Source organism: Janthinobacterium sp. SUN118 (assembly GCF_030397695.1).
Lineage (GTDB): Bacteria > Pseudomonadota > Gammaproteobacteria > Burkholderiales > Burkholderiaceae_D > Janthinobacterium.
On the sequence record NZ_JAPUBV010000001.1, the window covers coordinates 2,833,308 to 2,851,885 of the forward strand.

An 18,578-nucleotide genomic window follows, 5' to 3' on the forward strand; every position below is an offset into this window, starting at 1 on the left:
ACTGGGTCAATCAACTAGCCGCAGCGCCACCGCGTGACGGCAGGGATGGAAAAACAATGACGAGCCCAGGCAGCACTCACCAGCCTCCCGACGATGCGCGCAAGTCTGCAACGCCGGCAATGGCACCGCTACTCGATGGCGCCCCACAGGCGGGACATCAGGACGATGCGCCGCGCGCCCGCTTCGCCCATGACATGGCGGCCTATGCGGCGCAACACCGCATCACGCCCTGGCGCGGCCAGTTTGCCGATTTTCTCGAGCAAATCCTGCCCACGGGCGCCACTCTGCTGGCACGCAACGCCCACCAGTACCTGTGGGACATGATGCGCTGGAACGGCCAGACGGATGGCGGCGGGCGCTTCCGATGCCGCCTGTTCGACGACGAACTGTTCGGCATCGACGAAGCGATCGACCGCGTTGCCGCCTATTTCAAGGCGGCCGCCGCCGGTTCCGAAGTGGGCCGGCGCATGCTGCTATTGCTGGGGCCGCCGTCGGGCGGCAAGTCGACCATGGTGATCCTGCTCAAGCGGGGACTGGAGGAATACAGCCACAGCAGCGAAGGCGCGCTGTACGGCATCGATGGCTGTCCCGTGCATGAATCGCCGCTGCACCTGGTGCCGCACGGCATGCGCGCCGACTTTCGCGCCAGCTACGGCGTCGAGCTGCAGGGCGAACTGTGCCCCCATTGCCGCGCACGGCTGGAAGAACAGTATGCGGGCGACTTCCTGCGCATGCCCGTCGAACGCATCCACATCTCCGAGGCGGGCCGCTGCGGCATCGGCACGTATGCGCCGCATGACCCCACCACGGCCGACCTGGCCGACCTGGTCGGTTCCGTCGACCTGTCGAAGGTGGCGCAATACGGCGACGAAGGCGATCCGCGCGCCTGGTCGTGGTCGGGCGCCGTGTACGCGGCCAGTCGCGGCATGCTGGAAATGATCGAAATCCTCAAGGTCAAGCGCGAATTCCTGTACACGCTCGAGCACTTCCCGAACCACCACCGGGCGCTGGCCTCGATGGCGAAGCTGGGCTTGCGCCAGAAAAGCGCGCAGCCGGGCGGCGCCCGCTACACGGTCAGCTGCTTTTTCGAGCGCGCCATCGCCTACGCGCCGCACGACGTGACGGCGCGCATGGTGTACGGTAACTACCTGCTGGCCACGGGCCAGGACACGGCCGCCCTCGAGCAGCTGGACGCGGCCAGCCGCCTGGCGCCCGAGCAGGCCACCATCCAGTACAACCTGGGTCTGATGTATGTGAAAAAGAAGGAATACGAGAAGGCCGGCGTCCATGCGCACAAGGCCTATGCGCTGGGCTTTCCGCTGCCCGGACTGAAGAACAAGCTGAAGGCGGCCGGCAAGTGGCGCGAAGCGCCGCCGGCGCCGCCCGCCACGGAAGCGGCGTCCGTGCCCGATGCCGTGGCGCCGCCCGCCAGCGCCGCCGAACCGGCGGTGGCGCCGGTGGAGGAAACCGTGCCGGCGCCGCCTAGCGGGGCATGACGGCAGCGCGGCCAGCCACGCTCAGATGGCCCGCCGGCGACGCGGCCAGCGCGGCGGCCAGGTCGCGGCGCGACTGCGCCTTGTCGTCGGCCTCGCTGATGAAGGCCAGTTCCGCCGGCTGCAGCACGGTGGCCGTCAGCAGCAGCACTTCGCCATACGGCGTGTCGAACGATGGTGGAATCGTGCTTGCCGACTGGTGCAGCAGCACGCCCACCTGTTCGTTCCCGTCTTCCAGTCCGGCCGGCGCATCGCGCAGGTCGAGCACCATGGAGACGCTGCCATGGCGCTGCAGCAGCAGGTCGATGGAGCCGTGATCGGCCGCGTTCTGGCTCACCTGGTAGATCAGGTCGAACAGCCAGGAGCGCGACACGTCCGCGCCGTCGAAGGCGGCCAGCGGCGCTTCCACGCACACTTCCAGCAGATGGCCGCGCGGCACGAAGACGTCGTCGTCATCCTCGAACGGGTCGCTCAAGCCATCGCTGGCGAGGAGGATGGAGCCGGGCCGGCGGATCACGCGCCAGGCCTGGCGCAGCGACGGCCAGCGCGGACCGCCCATGAAGGCGGGATTGATCGCCGGCGCCAGCACGTCGGCGTCTACCGTGCCCAGCGTGGCATAAAAAGCGTCGCGGGCGGCGCAGGCCGCGGCCAGCATCTGCGCGCCCGCTTCCTTGCCGACGACGGCGTCGTCCGGTTGCGGTACTTGCGGAATATCGTGTTCGTTGTCAGTCATGCCTATGCTCTTTGCTTATTAATTAGTCAGCAGGTGGAAAGTCATCATAACTGCGCGGCAAGTAGCCCCAGATGCGCGCCACCCTGTCGCGCACCTCGAAATCGAAGCCGATGCGTTCCAGCTCCGGCACGATCCACGCGCCATGGTCGATGATGGTCTTCGGCAGCAGCATGCCCACGTGTTCTTCCGAGTACAGGCCGATGTCGAACCACTCCACGCCCATGAAGGGAAACGGCGGGTGGTAATCCCATTCCGTATCCCAGCGCGAGACAAAACCGGAGACGGAGCCATAACGGTACGACGGCACCCAATCGGTCCGTCCGCGCATGAAGGCCAGCAGTTCGTTCCACTTGCAGTCGTTGGCGGCGCCGGCCAGGTTGCGCCGCGCGATGTGGCCGCGCAGCTTGCGCTTGATGTCGTCGCCGCCGGCGTCGGCCAGCGGCAGGCTGGGGTCGGCCATCAGCGGGCGACCGGCTTGACTTTCGAGGCGGCCAGCACGGCCCGTTCCCGCGCCGTGGCAATATCGTCGGCCGTGGCCAGCGCCACGCCCATGCGGCGGCGCGCGAACGATTCCGGCTTGCCGAACAGGCGCAAGTCCGCGCCCGGCACGTTCAGGGCGTCCGCCACGCCTTCGAAGGCGATGCCCTTCGCTTCGACCTGGCCGTAGATGACGGCCGAGGCGGCCGGCGAGCGCAGCGCCACGTTGACGGGCAGGCCGAGGATGGCTTTGGCGTGCAGCTCGAATTCGCTCTGCACCTGGCTGGCCATGGTGACCATGCCCGTGTCGTGCGGACGCGGGCTCACTTCCGAGAACCACACCATGTCATCCTTGACGAACAGCTCGACGCCAAACAGGCCCAGGCCACCCAGGTTGTCCGTCACCTTGCGCGCGATCTCGCGCGAGCGCTCGAGGGCCAGCGGCGCCATGCGGGCCGGCTGCCACGATTCCACGTAGTCGCCCTGCACCTGCAGGTGGCCGATCGGCTCGCAGAACTGCGTTTCAATGTGGCCCGAGGCGCCCACGGCGCGCACGGTCAGCAGGGTGATTTCGTAATCGAAGTCGATGAAGCCTTCGACGATCACGCGGCCCGTATCGACCCGGCCGCCGCTGGCCGCATACGCCCACGCCGTTTCCACGTCGTGTGCGCCATCGAGCTTGGACTGGCCCTTGCCCGACGAGGACATCACGGGTTTCACCACGCACGGGAAGCCGATTTCCTGGCACGCCAGCTGCAATTCCTGCAGGCTGCTGGCGAAGCGGTACGGCGACGTGGCCACGCCCAGGGTTTCGGCCGCCAGGGTGCGGATGCCTTCGCGGTTCATCGTCAGCACGGCAGCGCGCGCGTTCGGGATGCAGGTGATCTGCCCGGCCGCTTCCAGCGCGGCCAGCGTGTCGGTGGCGATGGCTTCGATTTCCGGCACGATCAGATCCGGCTTTTCCAGCTCGATCAGGGCGGCCAGCGCCGCGCCGTCGCTCATGTCGATCACGTGCGAGCGGTGCGCCACCGGGTGGCCCGGCGCGTTCGGATAGCGGTCGACGGCGATCACTTCCACGCCCAGGCGCTGCAGCGAGATGATCACTTCCTTGCCCAGCTCGCCGGAACCGAGCAGCATGACCTTGATGGCGGTGGAAGACAGGGGCGTGCCGAAGGTGCGGGGCGCGATGGTGCTGCTGGTAAGGGTGCTGGTCGTCATGGCGGTTCAGTCAGGCGGTGGAAAGATGGCTGGGACTATAACAAATGCCGGCCATCTTGGACAGGGCGCGCGACTGCCGTGCGCCCGCACGCGGACGCACTCCCCCCTGCGAAACCTGTCCGGCGGGCAAGCTAGCCCGCGTAGGCGCGCTTGATCTGCTCGATGTCGATCTTTTTCATGCCCATCATGGCTTTCATCACGCGCTGGGCCTTGACGGGATCGGGATCCGTCAGCAGCCGGATCATGATGGTGGGCACGATCTGCCACGATACCCCGAACTGGTCCTTGAGCCAGCCGCATTGCTGGGCTTCCTTCGGCCCCCCTTCGGACAACTGCTTCCAGTAATGGTCGACCTCGTCCTGCGTCTCGCAATTGACCTGGAACGAGATGGCTTCGGAAAACTGGAACAGGGGGCCGCCATTCAAGCCGGTAAACGTCTGCCCGTCCAGCTCGAACGCCACCGTCAGCACGCTGCCCGGCTCCTGACCGTGGATTTCCCTGCCTTCCTCGCCATAGCGCAGGATTTGCCCGATCTTCGAATTGGGAAAAATCCCCGTATAAAACAGGGCCGCCGCCTCCGCATGGCCGTTGAACCATAAACACGGGGTAATCTTTTGAACGCTGTGCATGATGTCTCCCTTGGTCAAAATAGCAACACCTCCCCGCGCGGGAAGGACCAGCCTCAATATAGACATTTTCACACCGTCGTGGCGCGCACTAGCCGCCCCGGGATGGCTAGTGCGGCGCATCCCGGCCCGCGATGGCGTCGCGCCCCAGGATGCCGGCGCTGGCCAGCAGCCGCAGCCGGGACGCGCGCCATTCCGCCTGGCAACGGACGCGCTCCTGCCGCGCCTCGAGCAGCGCGGACTGCGTGGCCAGCATTTCCAGGATGTCGGCCGCACCGAGGCCGAACTTGCGCTGCACGCTGGCCAGCGCTTCCTGCGCCGCGTCCTGCCACGCCTGCGCCGCCGCCAGGTTCCCCAGCGCCGTGCCGGCTTCCGCATGCGCCTTGACGAGGTCCATCAGAGTCTGCTGCTGCGCTTCCTCGGCCTCGGCCTGGCTTTGCTCGGCCTGCGCCAGCGCGCCGCGCACCTTGTAGTTGCGCGCAAAACCGTCGAACAGCGGAATGTTCAGCGACACGCCGACCAGCGTTTCGCGCGTCGAGGCCGGCGACAAGCCCTGGTTCGGACGGCCATTCTGGTAGATATTCGCCGTCAGGTCGATGCTGGGGCGGCCCTCGGAGCGCGCGATGGCCACCCGTTCGCGCGCCGCCTGCAGGCGCGCCTGCGCCGCGACGATGGCCGGATGCCGCTGCCGGGCCATCGTCAGCCAGGCGTGCAAGTCGTCGCGCAGTCCCGCCGTCGCGCCGCCGGCATCCGCCTCCTCGTTCAGCACCACGTTCGTGCTGGCCGGCAAACCGAGCGTGTAGACGAGGACTGCCCTGGCCTTGCGGTAATCGCCATCGGCGCGGCTGGCGCCCAGCGTCGCCTTGGCCAGGGCGCTCGTCGCCTGCAGGGTGTCGCTGTGGGAACCCAGCCCGCGCTGCGCCCGACGCTGCGTGGCCGCCACCGTTTCCTCGGCCAGGGCCTGGTATTCCTGCCGCACGCGCACGCCGGCCAGCGCCGTCTGCGCATCGAAATAGGCGCCGATCACGGCTGCCAGCGTCCGTTGCAGCACCGCGTCGCGGTTGGCCAGGGCGGCATCGAGCAGCGCGCCGGCCGCACGCTGGCCCGCCGCGCGGCCGCCGAAATCGAACAGGCGCCAGGACAGGCTCAGCGAGCCGGTATTGCTGCTCAAGCTGCTGGCGCCCGTGCGTGAACCGGGATAGGCCGTGCGGTCATGCACGCGGCTCACTCCCCCGTTCACGGTGGGCAGGTAGGCGGCCCTGGCCTCGCCCAGGCTGGCCGCCTGCAGCTTGATGCCGGCCCAGGCGCCGTGCACCTGCGCGTTGTGGCACAGGGCCAGGTCGACGGCCGCCGGCAGGGTCAGCGGCGCGGCCGCGTCGTAGGCGGGCGGACACGGCGCCACGCCCAGGTCGCCCGGCAGCGGCAAGCCGCCCGCCGGCACGGCCGGCTGCGCGCGCAGCGGGTCGTCCGGCTGCCCGGGGAAATCGCCGGCCTGTACCGAAACGGCGCTGAAAAGCAAGCCGGCGGCGATGGCCATGGCGCGGTCTCTAGCGTTCATGCAGGGCCTCCTTCTGGTGCCGCACCAGCGGCGAGAGCACGTATTCGATCACCCTCCTCGTCCCCGTCCGGATCTCGGCCCGCACCGCCATGCCGGCTGACAGCGGCACGCGCCTGCCGTCGATGACGATGGCCGGCTGCCGCACGCTGATCTTCACCGCATACACGAGGCCCTTCTTCTCATCCTCGATGGCGTCGCGCGAGACGCTCTTGACGACGGCCGGCACGGTGCCGTATTTCGTGTAGTCGAAGGCGTCGACCTTGATGGCGACCGCCTGCCCCGCCTGGACGAAGCCGACGTCGCGGTTGTCCAGCACGGCGTCGATTTCCAGCGTGCTGGCGCGCGGCACGATCTGCATCAGCGCCTGCGCGGCCGGCACCACGCCGCCCAGGGTATGCACCTTGAGCTGCTGCACCGTGCCGTCGACGGGCGCCGTCAGGCGCAGCAGGCTGCCGCGGGCGCCGGCGCGGCGCGCATCCTGGCCGCTGGCGGCCGCCACCCGCGCGCCCTCCGTCAGCGCGTCGTACGCGTCTTTCCTCGTTTGCGCCAGCAGGGCCGCGCGTTCGCTGCGGGCCGATGCCAGCTGGCCGGCCAGCTCGATGCGCGCCTGTTCCTTGTCCAGCCACGCGTGTTCGGACACGTCGCGCGCCTGGGCCAGCGCCTGGTAATCGCCGGCGCGCTGCGTGGCCAGCGGCAGCGCCTGGGCGTAGCGGGCGATTTCACCGTCGAGGTGGGCGAGCCTGGCGCGGAAGCTCGCGTACTGGCCATCCACGTGCGCCTGCGCGGCCGCGCGGTCGGCGGCGGGGATATCCTTGAGCGGTCCCAGCACCGGCGGCGTCAGCGTGCCGATGGCGGCGATCAGCGCGCGCGAGCGCGCCACCTGCAGCGCGGCCGCCACGGCGTCGCCTGCCGCCTTGTCGCGCTCGGCGTCGGGGCCACGGCTGTCGAGCTCAATCAGCAGCTCGCCCGCCTGCACGGCCTGGCCTTCCTGCACATGCAGGGCGCGCACGGCCGCCACATCGACGGAGGCGATGGTCTTGGTATTGCCGGAAGGAATGACCTTGCCGGCCGCATTGACGATGATGTCGACCCGGCCGAAGACGGCCCACAGCACGACGCAGGCGACGAGCAGCATCAGCACGCGCGCCGTGATGCGCAGCGACGGCGACACGGGCCGCTCCTGCAGCGCCAGCGCGGCCGGCAAAAAGGCCGCCTCGTCCTCGCTCAGCACGGGGCCGCCCAGCGAGGCGCGGATGCGCCAGCAATGCCGCAACACCTGGCCGTAGCGGTGCAGCAGGTCGCCATACGCGGCGAAACGGTGGCCGGCGCTCATGCTGCGCTCCCCGCCGCGCCCTGCTGCAGGCTGTACAGATGGGCGTAGATGCCGCCCGGCTGCGCCAGCAGCGCGTCGTGGCTGCCCACCTCGGCCACCTGGCCCCGCTCCATGACGACGATGCGGTGCGCCTCGCGCACGGCCGACAGGCGGTGGGCGATGATCAGCACGGTGCGCCCGGCGCAGATGCCGCGCATATTGTCCTGGATGATCTTTTCCGATTCGTAGTCGAGCGCGCTCGTGGCTTCGTCGAAAATCAGGATGCGAGGATTGGCGATGAGGGCGCGGGCGATGGCGATGCGCTGGCGCTGGCCGCCCGACAGGCCCGTGCCGTGCTCGCCCACGATGGTGTCATAGCCTTCTGGCAACTCGCAGATGAACTCGTGGGCGCCCGCCAGTTTCGCCACGGCGATGACGGTTTCCATCGGCAGCGCCGGGTCGCTGAGGGCGATGTTGTCGCGCACGGAGCGGTTGAACAGTATGTTTTCCTGCAGCACCACGCCGATCTGGCGCCGCAGCGAGGCCGTGTCGATGACGGCGATATCCTGCCCGTCGACCAGCACCTTGCCCCGCTCGGGGAGGTAGAGGCGCTGCGCCAGCCGCGTCAGGGTGCTCTTGCCGGAACCGGAACGCCCGACGATGCCGATCACCTCGCCCGGCGCGATGCGCAGCGACACATCGCGCAGCACTTCGGCCGCGTCGGGCCGGTAGCGGAAACCCACCTGCTGGAATTCGATGGCGCCGGCGATGCGCGGCATGCGCGCCTTCTGGCTGCCCGCTTCCGTGCGGGCGTTGAGGATGTCGCCCAGGCGGCTCATGGAGATGCCCACCTGCTGGAAGTCGTTCCACAGCTGCGCCAGGCGCAAAATCGGCGACGCCACCTGCCCGGCCAGCATGTTGAAGGCGACCAGTTCGCCCACCGTCATCTTGCCGTCGATGACGAGGATGGCGCCCCACCACATGATGGATGCCGTCACCAGCTTGCTGACGAGGGTGACGCCGCCGCCGGCCAGCATGCCGATGTGGTTGGCCGACAGGCCCGCCGAGACATAGCCGGCCAGCTGTTTTTCCCACTGCTGCTGCCAGCGCGGCTCGACGGCCATGGCCTTGACCGTGTCGACGCCGCTGATCGTTTCGACGAGGAAAGACTGGTTTTCCGCGCTGCGGTTGAATTTATCGTTCAGGCGCGCGCGCAGGATGGGCGTGAGCAGCATCGACAGCGCCGCGTAAACGGGAATCGAGGCCAGCACGACGACGCTCAGGGTGGCGCTGTACCACAGCATGGCGGCGATGAAGATGAAGGAAAACAGCACGTCCAGCACCAGGGTCATGGCGTTGCCGGTCAAAAAGGAGCGGATGTTTTCCAGTTCGTGGATGCGGGCCACGGAATCGCCCACGCGGCGCGCCTGGAAGTAGGCGATCGGCAAGGCCAGCAGGTGGCGGAACAGGCGCGCGCCCAGTTCCACGTCGATCTTGCTGCTGGTGCGCGCGAAAACATAGGTGCGGATGGCGCCGAGCACGGCTTCGAAGACGATGGCGCAGACAAGGCCGATGGCCACCACGTGCAAGGTCTGCATGGCGTGGTTGACCAGCACCTTGTCCATCACCACCTGGAAAAACAGGGGCGTGGCCAGGCCGATCAGCTGCAGCACGAAGGAAATCAGCAGCACTTCGCCCAGCAGCCTGCGGTATTTGACGATGGCGGGGATGAACCAGCTGAAGTCGAAGCGGGCCGTCTCGCCGGCATAACTGGCCTTGCTGGTGAAAAAGATCAGTTCGCCCGTCCAGGCGGCGAGGAATGCGTCGCGGCCGAGGATTTGCGGCGGCTGGCCCGGATGCTGGATCAGCACCTTGCTCACGCCGTCATCGCCCGTGTCGACCTTACCAAGGATAAAGAAACGGCCGGCCGTATCGATGGCGATGGCCGGCAGCGGCGCCTGCGCCAGCCGTTCGGGCGCCTGGCGCACCAGCCTGGCCGTCAAGCCCAGCTGCCTGGCGGCCAGCACGATGGTTTGCCGCGTGAACACGGTCTGGCCAAAGGCATGCCGGAGCTGCGCGCCGTCGGCGGCGACGCCGTGCAGGCTGGCCATCAGCAGCAGCGACAGCAAGCCCGTGTCGGGCGGCGCGCCTGTCTCGGCGGTTGCGGTGGCTGGGGCGTGCGGCGTATCGTTGCGGTATGGGAGTGCGGTCATCGGGCGATATCAAAAAGTCTATGGCGCAGCCAGGCCGGGCATGCGACCCCGGCCTGGCTGCGTGATGGTGAAGCTAGCTGCTCACGCTATCAGTGCGCCGCCGCCAGCTGGATCTGCGTGGCAGCGCCGCCCTGGGCCTGCCAGTGCGCCAAGGCCGACGCCGGCACGGCAAAACCGGCCATCGCCTGCACCAGCTGCGCGGAATCGGCTTGCAAGGCGCCGTAACCGCCCTGGCTGGCGGCAAGCGCTTGCTGAGGGACGCGCCAGTTCTGCGCCATGGCCGGCGCCAGGCTGGCAGCCGTGCCGGCAGGCAAGGTCAGCTGGCCGGCCGGCGGCGGCGTCAGGCCCGCCATGGCCTGCACGAGGTTTTGCACATTGGAGCCCAGCAAGACGCGGCCATCGGCCATGCGGAATTCCTCGATGCGCACCGGCGTGTCCGCATACCAGTTGTTCACGGTGATCTTGTCCGTGGTGCCGATGGTGCTCACTTCCAGGTGCGCGCCCGCCTGGCGGAACCACAGCTGTTCGGCACTGACGCCGGCCAGGAAGGATACGACGTCGTGGCTGCCCGCCTCCACCACCTCGGCGATGATGTCGGCGCCGTCGCCGCGGCCAAAGATATAGGTATCGTTGCCCAGCGCGCCAGCGAGCGTATCGTCGCCCTTGCCGCCCTGCAAGGTGTCGTTGCCGAGGCCGCCAGCCAGGATGTTCTTGATCTCATTGCCGATGAGCACGTCATCGAATTTGCTGCCGATGACAATATTGAAATTGGCCAGCACGTCGGCGCCCGGACGCCCAACCATGGGGCCGCCGACCGGTGCGAAGGCGGCCGTCACGCCTGTCGTGGCGCTGGCGTAATTGAGCGTGTTGCCGGCGCCACCGCCGTCGAGCACGTTGCCGCCAGCGGTTTCCACATAAAACATATTGCTCGTGTAGGCGCTGCCCGTCACGTCAGGCCGGCCGCGTTCAGGCGTACGATCTCGACGTTGTCTGCCACCTTGTAGTTGACGCTGGTGTACACGGTATCGCTGCCGCCATTGCCCCGCTCGACGATGAAGTCGCCGCCGTGGTTGACGTAATACGTGTCGTCGCCGCCCAGGCCTTCCAGCAGGTCGGCGCCGGCCGTGCCGTTGATGACATCGGCGCCCGTCGTGCCGACAAAGTGCTGTCCGGTCGGTTGCGTGGGGCCGTTGAAGTGCCAGGCCTGGGCCAGCGCGGGCGCCAGGGCGGCGGCCGTGCCGGCCGGCAGGGTCAGCTGGCCCAGCGGCGGTGGCGTCAGGTTCGCCATCGCCTGCACCAGCAGCTGCACGTCGACGCCGCGCATGACGTGGCCGGCGGCCGTGCGGAATTCCTCGATGTTCGGCACGGCCGCGTTCCACGAGCGGATGGTGATCTTGTCCGTGGTGCCAATGGTGCTCACTTCCAGGTCCGCGCCCACCTGGCGGAACCACAGCTGGTCGACATTCACGCCGGCCAGGAAGGCGATGGCGTCGTAATTGGCGTCGGCGGACGCTTCGGCGATGATGTCGGCGCCGTCGCCGCGCGCAAAGACATAGGTATCGTCGCCGAGGCCGCCAACGAGCACGTCATCGCCCTTGCCGCCTTGCAAGGTGTCGTTGCCGAGTCCGCCAGACAGGGTGTTGGACAGTTCGTTGCCGAACAGCACATCATCATAGGCGCTGCCTTCCACGCGGCCGATGTTGAGCAGCACATCGCTGCCCGGGCGTGGCGCGGGGTTATCGTTGCTGGAGATCATGCTGGCCGTCACACCGGCCCTGGCACCCGCATAGGTGGCCGAAACGTTCGTTCCGATGCCGCGCAGCACATTGCCGCCGGCGACATCGACGTGGAATACGTTGTCGTTGCCATTGCCCGTCACCGTCAGGCCGGCCGCGCTGAGATGCACCTCTTCGATGTGGCTGGCCAGGGAGTAATCGACCGTCGTATACACCGTGTCGCGGCCGCCGCCGGCCTGCTCGATGACGACGTCGCCGCCATGGTTGACGTAATAGATGTCGTCGCCGGCCAGGCCCGCCATCACGTCGGCGCCGGCCGTGCCCTTGATGATGTCCGGGTTTGCCGTGCCGACATAGGCGCCATTGCTGGGCTGGTTCGGGCCCTCCGTGCGCCAGTTCTGCGCCAGCGCCGGCGCCAGGATGGCGGCGATGTTGGCCGGCAGGGTCAGCTGGCCGGCTGCTGGCGGCGTCAGGCCCGCCATCGCCTGCACCAGGTTTTGCACGTCGCGCCCCAGCAGCACGCGGCCGTCGGCCGTGCGGAATTCCTGGATGCGCAGCCCCGTTCCCGCATACCAGCCGTTGACGGTGATCTTGTCGGTGGTGCCGATGGTGCTTACTTCCAGGGTCGTGCCCACCTGGCGGAACCACAGCTGGTCGGCGCCGACGCCGGCCAGGAAGGAAACGACATTGCGGCTGCCCGCCTCCTCCACCTCTGCAATGGAGTCGGCGCCATCGCCGCGGGCAAAGATATAGGTATCGTCGCCCTGCATGCCGGCCAGCAAGTCGTCGCCCTTGCCACCGCGTAAGGTATCGTTGCCATAACCGCCGACGAGGGAGTTCCTGAGCTCGTTACCGGTCAGCACGTCGTCGAACTTGCTGCCGACGACGTTGCTGAAATTGACGAGCACATCGCTGCCCGCCGTCGCCGTCGGGGCGCCATTCACCGCCACCAGGCTCGCCGTCACGCCCACGCTGGAACCGAGGTAATTGACCGAGTTGCCCGTGCCGCCGCCATCGAGTACATTGCCGCCGGCCACGTCGACATAAAAGAAGTTATTGGTGTTGGCGCTGCCAGTCACCGTCAGGCCGGCGGCCGTGAGACGTACATTTTCAACGTTGTCGGCCACCGTGTAATTGACGCTGGTATACACGGTATCGGTGCCGCCGTTGGCCAGCTCGACGATCACGTCGCCGCTGTGGTTGACGTAATACGTGTCGTCGCCGGCCAGGCCTTCGAGCACGTCGGCGCCCGTGGAGCCGTTGAGCACGTCCGCGTTCGGCGTGCCGGTGTAGCGCTGCGGGGCCGCCGCGATACTGTTCAGGTAAGCCTCGAGGGCGGACACGCCGTCACCCGCAGCGGTGGAAGTTTGCGATGCAGATTGTTGAGTCATGTTGCAGTTTCCTGTCGTTAAACGTCAAAACCATGATGGAATATGTCGGCGCAAGCTGACATGCAAGGCAAAAGTCCCGGCCGCCGCCACTTGCAGTCCAGCGTGCACCTTCAACGGTCCGGCACTTTCGGCGCATGGACGGCGCGCGGTTGAGCGTCGCCTCGCATGCACCCCCTACTGACGTTCGGACGCAAGAAACACTGTTATTTGTCATGCAAATGTCACACTGCACGCAGGTGGACGGGGAATGGCAGGAGTGGCAGGAATGGCAATGCCGGGCCCGCCTGTGCGGCCGGGCCGGGGCACGGCGGCGACGCGGGGGAGAAGGAAGCGGGCTGCTTACTTGCCAGGCGCTGCGGCCTGCAAGGCCCGCAAGGTGGCCATGCGGGATGTAAATGCCGCGAGCGCCTCATCCAGCGCCAGGCCCGGCCGGCTGGCCGTGAAATCGGCCCAGGCTGGCGCATGCCGCGCCGCCGCGTCGGTGCCGTTCTTGTCGTCAAGATAGGCGATGGCGGCCATCGCCTGCGCCTGATCAAAGTGCAGCTGCGGCTGGCGCAAATAATGTGCGAGATAGCGGTGCAGGTAGGCGCGGCTGTCCGGCGTGTCGAATGCGGCCAGCGCCAGGCAGTAGGCGCTGCCCGCATAGCACACCTCGCTGGCCAGCAGCAGGCCGCCCAGCTGCGCCGTGAAGGCGGGCCGCTCCTTCAATGCGGCCAGGTAGGCGCCCGCCGTGCGGCTGCGCCAGTCGAACTGGCCCAGCAGGCGCGCAATGACGGCGTCGTCGGCCTGCGCCAGCCGGTGCGCGCACGCCTGCGCCTGCGGCTGGTGCAAACCCATGTACAGGGGCCGCACCCAGTCGTCGCGCAGCGCCGGCGTCAGCGGCGGTAGCGGCATGGCTGAAGCATCGCCGAACGGATGCGCGTGGCGCACGGTGGCGCCCGCCACGTGACGCTGCAAGTCGGTGAGGCGCGGATCGTCGCTCAAGGCCAGGCTCCAAAAGTACGGTTCTGAAATTGTTCTACCAGGAAGTCGATGAACACGCGCAGGCGCGGCGGCATGTGGCGGCTGGCGGGCCACAGCAGCCAGAAGCCCGTTTGCTGCTGCGTGTGCTCATTGAGCAGGCTGATCAACTGCCCCGCCGCCAGTTCGCGCTGCACGGCAAACGCGGGCAGGTAGGCGATACCCTGTCCCTGCACGGCCAGGTGGACGCGCATTTCCACGCTGTTGCAGACCATGCCCGGCGCCGGCGGCGTGCCTTCCATCGTCAACGGCCACTGTTCCAGCCGCCCCGTGGCGGGAAAACGGTAGTGCAGGCGCTGGTGCTGCGCCAGGTCGGCCGGATGGCCAGGCTGGCCATGGCGCGCCAGGTACGCTGGCGAGGCCACGAGCAGGCGGCGAAACGTGCACAGTTTGCGCCGCGTCAAGCCCGAATCGTCGAGCTCGCCCGTGCGCACGGCGGCGTCAAAGCCGTCGCTGACGATGTTGACGAGCGCATCGGAAAAATCGAGGTCGAGTTCGATGGCGGGATAGGCCAGCATGAAGGCGGCGATGACGGGCTCGAACAAGCCGCTGTAGCGCGGCAGGCTGATGCGCAGGCGTCCGCTCGGCGCGCCGGTGGATTCGCCCAGTTCGCGCTCGGCCGCTGCCACCTCGGCCAGGATGCGCTTGCAGCGCGCGAGAAATTTTTCACCCTCGTCCGTCAGCGCCAGGTGGCGCGTGCTGCGCTGGAACAGGCGCGCGCCGAGCCGCGCCTCCATGCGCGCCACGCTCTTGCCGACGGCCGATGACGACAGGCCCAGCAATCGGCCCGTGGCCGAGAAACTGCCGCTGTCGGCCACCTGCACGAACATGGCGATGCCGCCCAGACTATCCATATCACGCCTTATTGAAGACAAATTTGTCCGATATGTTCGTCAGTTTAGCCTGTTTTTCTTTAATCGGCGGCACGCCATACTCGTCCCTCCTTCTTTTCGAGTTGCTGTCCATGCCCTTTTCTTCCAAGCTGATGCTGACCCTGCAAGTGCTGGCCGCCTGCCTGACGGGCTTGCTCATCCCCCTGTGTTTCACGGGCCCGGCCGTCGTGCTGCCCGCGCTCAGCGCCGAATTGCACGGCAGCGCCTCGGCCCTGAACTGGGTCATCAACGCGTATATCCTCAGTTATGGCAGCGCCATGATGGTGGCCGGCAGCCTGACGGACGTGCTGGGGCGCCGGCGCGTATGGCTCAGCGGGCTGGCGCTGTTCTGTGTGGCGACCCTGGCCATCGCCTGGGCGCCCACGGTGGCGTGGATCGCCGTGCTGCGCGGCGTGCAGGGACTCGGCGGCGCGGCCGCGTTTGCCGCCGCCATGTCCTCGCTGGCGCCCCTGTTCCGGGGTGCCGCGCGCAACCGCGTGATGAGCTTGCTGGGCACGACTTTCGGCCTGGGCCTCGCGTTCGGCCCGCTGGCGACCGGCGCCATGCTGGAGCTGGCCCGCTGGCCCGCCATCTTTTACGCGACGGCCTTGCTGGGCGCCATCGGCGCGCTGCTGGTGGCGGCCAGCGTGCCGGCCGATGCGCCGCAGGCCGGTGGCCGCCTGGACTGGCCAGGCGCCATCAGTTTCAGCGCCGCGCTGGCCTTGCTGACGGTGGGCACGCTGCTGGCGCCCGAACACGGCTGGCGCAGCGCGGCCGTGCTGCTGCCGCTGGCCCTGGCCGGGCTGCTGTTCTGGGGCTTCATCGTGATCGAAGGCAAGGCGCGGCAAGCGATGCTGGACTTGCGGCTGTTCCGCCAGCGCCGCTTTGTCGGCGTGCAAGTGCTGGCCGCCTCGCCCGCTTTTTTGTTCATCGTGCTCATCGTCATGCTGCCGGGGCGTTTCATCGGCATCGATGGCGTCTCGGCGCTGGCGGCGGGCCGCCTGATGATCGCGCTGGCCGCGCCGCTGCTGGTCGTGCCCGTGCTGGCGGCGCTGCTGTTGCGCTGGTTCAAGGCCGGCACCCTGTGCGCGGCGGGACTGCTGCTGGTGGCCGTCGCGCTGGCCTGGCTGGCGCAGGTGCTGGGCACCGGCAGCGGCGCGGCGCTGGCCTGGCCATTGCTGCTGGTCGGCATCGGCATCGGCTTGCCGTGGGGCTTGATGGATGGCATGGCCCTGAGCGCGGTGGAAGCGCAGGGGGCCGGCATGGCGACCGGCATCTTCAACACGGTGCGCATCAGCGCCGACGGCGTGGCGCTGGCCGTGGCCGGCGCCGTGCTGGCCGGCCTGATCGGGGCGGCACTGGCGCGCCAGTTGCCGGCCGGGCTGCCCTTGCTGGCGGCCGCCAGCCGCGCCGCGCTGGGCGACCTGCAGCAGGCGGCGCAACTGTTGCCTGGCCACCAAGCCTTGCTGCGGGCCAGCTATGACGACGCCTTCCGCCACCTGCTGCGGCTGTTGGCTGGCCTGGCCGTGGCCCTGGCCGCGCTGCTGCTGTATTTGTTCAGGAAGGAAGCGGCTCAGGCGTCGAGGCCGTAAAACACGGCAATGAGGATGGCGATGTTATTGCAGGCGCGCGAAAAGGCCGTCGTCGTGTAGGCGGCGGCCACGCCCGGGGCGCGGTAGCGCAGGTAGACAAAGCTGAACATGGCGCCCGAACCCAGCGCGACGATGGCGTGCAGCAAGCCGCCGCTGATGTAGTGCACGACGCCCCACAGGATGGCGCCGGCAGCGATGCTCAGCTGGCGGCTGGCGCCCAGGCGCCTGAGGATTTCCAGCGGCAGCAGCTGGCCGAGGAAGGTTTCCAGGATGGGCGAATAGATGACCACCCAGAACACCAGCAGGGGCAGCGACATTTCGCGCTTGAACTTGGCCAGGCCCGTGTGCGCGCCCCAGTATACGGGCGGCAGCAGCCATTTGGTGAGGAACAGGATGGCAAAGCACAGCACGCACGTCAGCAAGCCCCAGCCGAGGCCGGCCAAGGCCTGGTGCAGCACGGGCGGCGCCGGCGGGTCGTCATCCGGGCTGGAAACATCGTGGCTGCTGTGCACTTGCATGAGATGTCCTGGCGGTGATCCAGCTCTCATTGTAGCGCGGAATATGGCGCTTGGCGCGCCGCGCCACTGCACGGCGGGACGTCAGGCGGTCAGGCGCAAGGGGCTGTTGGCCGCCTTGGCCAGCTTGAAGATGCCCACTTCCTGCTCCAGCTGCGCCGCCTGCTGCTGCAATTCCTGCGCGGCGGCCGCCGCCTGTTCCACCAGAGCCGCGTTTTGCTGGGTCACCCTGTCCATGTCGACGATGGCGCGGTTGACCTGCTCGATGCCGGCGCCCTGCTCCTGCGTGGCGTGGCTGATCTCGGCCATGATGCCGCTGACCCGGCCGATGCCGGCCACCACCTCGTGCATGGTGGCGCCCGCCTGCTCGACGAGCAGGGTGCCCGTGCCCACCTTGCTGACGGAATCGTCGATCAGCACCTTGATTTCGCGCGCCGCGGCGCTCGAGCGTTGCGCCAGGTTGCGCACCTCGGTGGCGACGACGGCGAAGCCGCGCCCCTGCTCGCCCGCGCGCGCCGCTTCCACGGCCGCGTTCAGCGCCAGGATATTCGTCTGGAAGGCGATGCTGTCGATGACGCCGATGATGTCGACGATCTTGTTCGACGAGGCATTGATCAGGCCCATCGTGTGCACCACTTCGGCCACGGCCTTGCCGCCCTGTTCCGACACGGTGGAGGCGTCGCGCGCCAGGCGGTTCGCCTGCTGCGCATTGTCTGCATTCTGGCGCACGGTGGAAATCAGTTCTTCCATCGACGACGCCACTTCTTCCAGCGAACCGGCCTGCTGCTCCGTGCGTTGCGACAGGTCGCGGTTGCCCGAGGCGATCTCGGTCGAGGCCGTGGCGATGCTTTCCGTGCCGTGGCGCACCTTGCCGACGATGGCGGCCAGGTTGTCGCGCATGGTCTTGATCGCAAACAGCAGGCTGCTGTCGTCGCCGTGGCGCGTGTGCACGTCGATGGCCAGCTCGCCCAGGGCGATGCGCCCGGCGATGGCGGCCGCATACGCCGGTTCGCCGCCCAGCTGGCGCAGCAGGCCGCGCGTGATGACGGTGGCCACCGCGATGCAGATGAGCACGCTGAGCGCGGCCAGCACGCCGATCCAGCGCAGCGACTGGCCATAGATGGCGCGCGCGGCCGCGCTGGCCTGCTCCGATTCGCGCTGCACGCTTTTCAGGACGGCATCGATGTCGGCCACGATCTGGCGCCGCAGGGGGCTGCACTCCTCGACGAGGAAGGTGCCGTACTGCTCCATCTGCCCCGCCGCGCGGAACTTGCGCGGACGCTGCAGTTCCTGCGCCATGGTTTTCAAGCCGGCGCTGACTTTCTCGAACTGCGCATCGCCGGCGAATTTCGGCGCCAGCGTGGCCAGCGCTTCCAGGTACAGCGCCTTCTGGCTGTCGAGGATGGCCAGCTCTTTCTCGGCGGCTGCCTGGTCGTGGAAGATATACGCGTTGCGCGCCGCCAGGCCCGTCTGGTCGAGCGCTTCGCGCGCCACGTACAGCGGTTCGAGTTTTTCTTGCTGGACTCTTTCCTGCGCGTCCATGGCGTCGGCGATGGCGCCGATGCGCAGCAGCGCGAAGGCGGCCAGCACCAGCATCAGGATGACCAGCGCGGCAAAGCCCGCGCTCAGGCGCGCGCCTATCGTCAAGCGATTGAATGACTTCATTGTTGTGAATGCCCTGTTAAAAGTTGAATGTTGCCGGTTCCGCTAGAACCGGTAATGCCTGTTCGCCGTCGTGTTGCCTTTCCTGCATGGCGCAGGATGGGTATCTAACTGGCGTTTTTTGGGCAGTCAGCTTCTATTTCGGGCAATGTGTATGCAC

Annotated in this window: 15 protein-coding genes; 2 read left to right on the top strand and 13 right to left on the bottom strand. The window is 67.9% G+C overall.

Annotated features, from left to right (window positions below; all coding sequences use genetic code 11):
• Positions 1 to 56: 56 nt before the first annotated feature.
• Complete coding sequence (locus tag O0880_RS12860; protein ID WP_289886797.1) at positions 57 to 1,496, top strand: tetratricopeptide repeat protein; 1,440 nt, start codon at positions 57 to 59, stop codon at positions 1,494 to 1,496.
• Here O0880_RS12860 and O0880_RS12865 read toward each other — a convergent pair.
• From O0880_RS12865 to O0880_RS12915, 11 genes are all read right to left on the bottom strand, one after another.
• Positions 1,483 to 2,226 (bottom strand): hypothetical protein, encoded by a 744-nt coding sequence (locus O0880_RS12865; protein ID WP_289886798.1) that lies wholly within the window; start codon positions 2,224 to 2,226, stop codon positions 1,483 to 1,485. The genes O0880_RS12860 and O0880_RS12865 overlap by 14 nt on opposite strands.
• Positions 2,227 to 2,248: 22 nt before the next feature.
• Positions 2,249 to 2,686: a DUF6678 family protein gene (locus O0880_RS12870; RefSeq protein WP_071323714.1), complete on the bottom strand. Its 438-nt coding sequence runs from the start codon at positions 2,684 to 2,686 to the stop codon at positions 2,249 to 2,251.
• On the bottom strand, positions 2,686 to 3,921 hold the full coding sequence (gene purT / locus O0880_RS12875; protein WP_083411813.1) for a formate-dependent phosphoribosylglycinamide formyltransferase: 1,236 nt from the start codon (positions 3,919 to 3,921) through the stop codon (positions 2,686 to 2,688). Before purT ends, O0880_RS12870 begins: the two co-directional genes overlap by 1 nt.
• Before the next feature lie 131 nt (positions 3,922 to 4,052).
• Complete coding sequence (locus O0880_RS12880; RefSeq protein ID WP_198043972.1) at positions 4,053 to 4,553, bottom strand: VOC family protein; 501 nt, start codon at positions 4,551 to 4,553, stop codon at positions 4,053 to 4,055.
• A 103-nt stretch (positions 4,554 to 4,656) separates the two neighbouring features.
• Positions 4,657 to 6,105, bottom strand: a complete 1,449-nt coding sequence (locus tag O0880_RS12885; protein WP_289886802.1) for a TolC family protein — start codon at positions 6,103 to 6,105, stop codon at positions 4,657 to 4,659.
• Positions 6,095 to 7,438 carry an HlyD family type I secretion periplasmic adaptor subunit gene (locus O0880_RS12890; RefSeq protein ID WP_289886803.1) on the bottom strand — a complete coding sequence of 448 codons (1,344 nt, stop codon included), beginning with the start codon at positions 7,436 to 7,438 and terminating at the stop codon, positions 6,095 to 6,097. Before O0880_RS12890 ends, O0880_RS12885 begins: the two co-directional genes overlap by 11 nt.
• Positions 7,435 to 9,630 (bottom strand): type I secretion system permease/ATPase, encoded by a 2,196-nt coding sequence (locus O0880_RS12895; protein WP_289886804.1) that lies wholly within the window; start codon positions 9,628 to 9,630, stop codon positions 7,435 to 7,437. Before O0880_RS12895 ends, O0880_RS12890 begins: the two co-directional genes overlap by 4 nt.
• Before the next feature lie 89 nt (positions 9,631 to 9,719).
• Positions 9,720 to 10,580, bottom strand: coding sequence for a calcium-binding protein (locus O0880_RS12900; RefSeq protein ID WP_289886805.1), 861 nt, complete (start codon positions 10,578 to 10,580; stop codon positions 9,720 to 9,722).
• Positions 10,577 to 12,757 carry a calcium-binding protein gene (locus O0880_RS12905; RefSeq protein ID WP_289886806.1) on the bottom strand — a complete coding sequence of 727 codons (2,181 nt, stop codon included), beginning with the start codon at positions 12,755 to 12,757 and terminating at the stop codon, positions 10,577 to 10,579. The genes O0880_RS12900 and O0880_RS12905 overlap by 4 nt, the downstream gene beginning before the upstream one ends.
• 339 nt (positions 12,758 to 13,096) lie before the next feature.
• Positions 13,097 to 13,741, bottom strand: coding sequence for a DUF6000 family protein (locus O0880_RS12910; RefSeq protein WP_289886807.1), 645 nt, complete (start codon positions 13,739 to 13,741; stop codon positions 13,097 to 13,099).
• A complete protein-coding gene (locus O0880_RS12915) occupies positions 13,738 to 14,631 on the bottom strand; it encodes a LysR family transcriptional regulator (RefSeq protein WP_289886808.1) in 894 nt (297 codons plus the stop codon). Before O0880_RS12915 ends, O0880_RS12910 begins: the two co-directional genes overlap by 4 nt.
• 110 nt (positions 14,632 to 14,741) lie before the next feature.
• Between O0880_RS12915 and O0880_RS12920 the strand changes: the two genes are divergently transcribed.
• Positions 14,742 to 16,241, top strand: coding sequence for an MFS transporter (locus O0880_RS12920; protein WP_289886809.1), 1,500 nt, complete (start codon positions 14,742 to 14,744; stop codon positions 16,239 to 16,241).
• Here O0880_RS12920 and O0880_RS12925 read toward each other — a convergent pair.
• Both O0880_RS12925 and O0880_RS12930 read right to left on the bottom strand, forming a co-directional pair.
• Positions 16,223 to 16,759 carry a CPBP family glutamic-type intramembrane protease gene (locus O0880_RS12925; RefSeq protein ID WP_289886810.1) on the bottom strand — a complete coding sequence of 179 codons (537 nt, stop codon included), beginning with the start codon at positions 16,757 to 16,759 and terminating at the stop codon, positions 16,223 to 16,225. The two genes, O0880_RS12920 and O0880_RS12925, sit on opposite strands and share 19 nt — an antisense overlap.
• Before the next feature lie 81 nt (positions 16,760 to 16,840).
• Positions 16,841 to 18,421 (bottom strand): methyl-accepting chemotaxis protein, encoded by a 1,581-nt coding sequence (locus O0880_RS12930; RefSeq protein ID WP_289886811.1) that lies wholly within the window; start codon positions 18,419 to 18,421, stop codon positions 16,841 to 16,843.
• Between the last annotated feature and the right edge of the window lie 157 nt (positions 18,422 to 18,578).

What these genes read in the sequence shown, in the direction of transcription:
- O0880_RS12905 (WP_289886806.1), bottom strand. Translation starts at nt 12,757, where the DNA reads ATGACTCAACAATCTGCATCGCAAACTTCCACCGCTGCGGGTGACGGC.
- O0880_RS12915 (WP_289886808.1), bottom strand. Translation starts at nt 14,631, where the DNA reads ATGGATAGTCTGGGCGGCATCGCCATGTTCGTGCAGGTGGCCGACAGC.
- O0880_RS12920 (WP_289886809.1), top strand. Translation starts at nt 14,742, where the DNA reads ATGCCCTTTTCTTCCAAGCTGATGCTGACCCTGCAAGTGCTGGCCGCC.
- O0880_RS12870 (WP_071323714.1), bottom strand. Translation starts at nt 2,686, where the DNA reads ATGGCCGACCCCAGCCTGCCGCTGGCCGACGCCGGCGGCGACGACATC.
- O0880_RS12925 (WP_289886810.1), bottom strand. Translation starts at nt 16,759, where the DNA reads ATGCAAGTGCACAGCAGCCACGATGTTTCCAGCCCGGATGACGACCCG.
- O0880_RS12865 (WP_289886798.1), bottom strand. Translation starts at nt 2,226, where the DNA reads ATGACTGACAACGAACACGATATTCCGCAAGTACCGCAACCGGACGAC.
- O0880_RS12885 (WP_289886802.1), bottom strand. Translation starts at nt 6,105, where the DNA reads ATGAACGCTAGAGACCGCGCCATGGCCATCGCCGCCGGCTTGCTTTTC.
- O0880_RS12895 (WP_289886804.1), bottom strand. Translation starts at nt 9,630, where the DNA reads ATGACCGCACTCCCATACCGCAACGATACGCCGCACGCCCCAGCCACC.
- purT (WP_083411813.1), bottom strand. Translation starts at nt 3,921, where the DNA reads ATGACGACCAGCACCCTTACCAGCAGCACCATCGCGCCCCGCACCTTC.
- O0880_RS12860 (WP_289886797.1), top strand. Translation starts at nt 57, where the DNA reads ATGACGAGCCCAGGCAGCACTCACCAGCCTCCCGACGATGCGCGCAAG.
- O0880_RS12890 (WP_289886803.1), bottom strand. Translation starts at nt 7,438, where the DNA reads ATGAGCGCCGGCCACCGTTTCGCCGCGTATGGCGACCTGCTGCACCGC.
- O0880_RS12930 (WP_289886811.1), bottom strand. Translation starts at nt 18,421, where the DNA reads ATGAAGTCATTCAATCGCTTGACGATAGGCGCGCGCCTGAGCGCGGGC.